Here is a 2,106-nt window from a genome sequence, read left to right as displayed (position 1 = left end):
CACCCCGCCACCACCCCCGCCCACCTCGGAGCCGCCTTCGGCCGAGCCGTCCTCGTCGGCGCACGAGGCGTCGGGCCCGCAGCTCGTGCGGCGGGTGCCCGCACCGCAGCCCGCGGCGGGGCTACCGGCGTGACCTGGCTCACAGACAGCCGCACTGACCTGGGACTATGAGGCTCGGTTTGCCTTCAGGGGTGGTGGGTGCGTATGGTGGTAGATCGTTTGATCCCATTTGCCCGGCGCCACAGCAGAGCGCGCCGTGTGGCGCGTACTCTCCTTTGCCCGTGGTGGACCGCATTGAGGCGGTCGTATGCGAATCACGGAGTTGACGGGCGCGTGCCGACGAGACTCCGGAAGGTTTCGCATTCGCATGTCCGTGTCCAGTACTGACCAGATCGTCGTGTCCGAGAACGAGAACGAGAACGAGCTCGCAGACGTGACGACCGAGGCCGCTGACACCCCTCAGACCCCTCAGATCACCTTCGCCGACCTCGGTCTCCCCGAGGGCATCGTGCGCAAGCTCGCGCAGAACGGCGTGACGACCCCCTTCCCGATCCAGGCCGCGACCATTCCGGACGCCCTGACCGGCAAGGACATCCTCGGCCGTGGCCGCACCGGCTCCGGCAAGACCCTCTCCTTCGGCCTGCCGACCCTGGCGACGCTGGCCGGCGGCCGCACCCAGAAGCACAAGCCGCGCGCCGTCATCCTCACCCCGACCCGCGAGCTGGCCATGCAGGTCGCCGACGCCCTCCAGCCGTACGGCGACGTCCTCGGCCTGAAGATGAAGGTCGTCTGCGGCGGCACCTCGATGGGCAACCAGATCTACGCCCTGGAGCGCGGCGTCGACATCCTCGTCGCCACCCCGGGCCGGCTGCGCGACATCATCAACCGCGGCGCCTGCTCGCTCGACGATGTGCAGATCGCCGTCCTGGACGAGGCCGACCAGATGTCCGACCTGGGCTTCCTGCCCGAGGTCACCGAGCTGCTCGACCAGGTCCCGGCCGGCGGCCAGCGGATGCTCTTCTCCGCGACCATGGAGAACGAGATCCAGACCCTCGTCGACCGCTACCTGGACAACCCCGTCTCGCACGAGGTGGACGCGGCGCAGGGCGCGGTGACGACCATGTCGCACCACATCCTCATCGTGAAGCCCAAGGACAAGGCGCCGGTCACCGCCGCGATCGCCTCCCGCAAGGGCCGCACGATCATCTTCGTCCGCACCCAGCTGGGCGCCGACCGCGTCGCCGAGCAGCTGCGCGAGGCGGGCGTGAAGTCCGACGCGCTGCACGGCGGCATGACCCAGGGCGCCCGCACCCGCACCCTGGCCGACTTCAAGGACGGTTACGTCAACGTCCTGGTCGCCACCGACGTCGCCGCCCGCGGCATCCACGTCGACGGCATCGACCTGGTCCTGAACGTGGACCCGGCCGGTGACCACAAGGACTACCTGCACCGTGCCGGCCGTACCGCCCGCGCGGGCCGCACCGGCACCGTCGTCTCGCTCTCGCTGCCGCACCAGCGGCGCCAGATCTTCCGCCTGATGGAGGACGCCGGCGTCGACGCCGCGCGCCACATCATCCAGGGCGCCGGCGCCTTCGACCCGGAGGTCGCCGAGATCACCGGCGCCCGCTCCATGACCGAGGTCCAGTCCGAGTCCGCGGCCAACGCGGCCCAGCAGGCCGAGCGCGATGTCGCCCAGCTCACCAAGCAGCTGGAGCGCGCCCAGCGTCGCGCGACCGAGCTGCGCGAGGAGGCCGACCGGCTGGTCGCCCGGGTCGCCCGCGAGCGCGGCGAGGACCCGGAGGCCGCGGTGGCCGAGGCGCAGGCGACGGCGGCGGAGGAGCTCGCCGTCGCGGCCGAGGCGCCGGCCGAGCGGGAGACCGAGCGCGAGGAGCGGCCCGCTGCCGCGGCGCCGTACGAGCGCAGGGAGCGGCGCGGCTACGAGCGCCGTGACGACCGCGGTGACCGTGGCGGCCGTTCGTTCGAGCGCCGTGACGACCGTGGTGACCGTGGCGGCCGTTCGTTCGAGCGTCGCGACGACCGTGGTGACCGGGGCGACCGTGGTGGCCGTGGCTTCGAGCGCCGTGACGAGCGCCGTCCGTTCGACCG

1 protein-coding gene is annotated in these 2,106 nt (G+C 72.0%); it reads left to right on the top strand.

Going from position 1 to position 2,106, the window contains the following annotated elements; translation table 11 throughout:
* Nucleotides 1–367 precede the first annotated feature (367 nt).
* Nucleotides 368–2,106: DEAD/DEAH box helicase (locus tag ACWEN3_RS30305; RefSeq protein WP_452977046.1), on the top strand; the 1,739-nt coding region annotated here is incomplete at its 3' end.

Source organism: Streptomyces sp. NPDC004561, assembly GCF_053602155.1.
The sequence above is the reverse complement of the archived record's forward strand: the minus strand, read 5'-3'. Positions and strand labels throughout refer to the sequence as shown.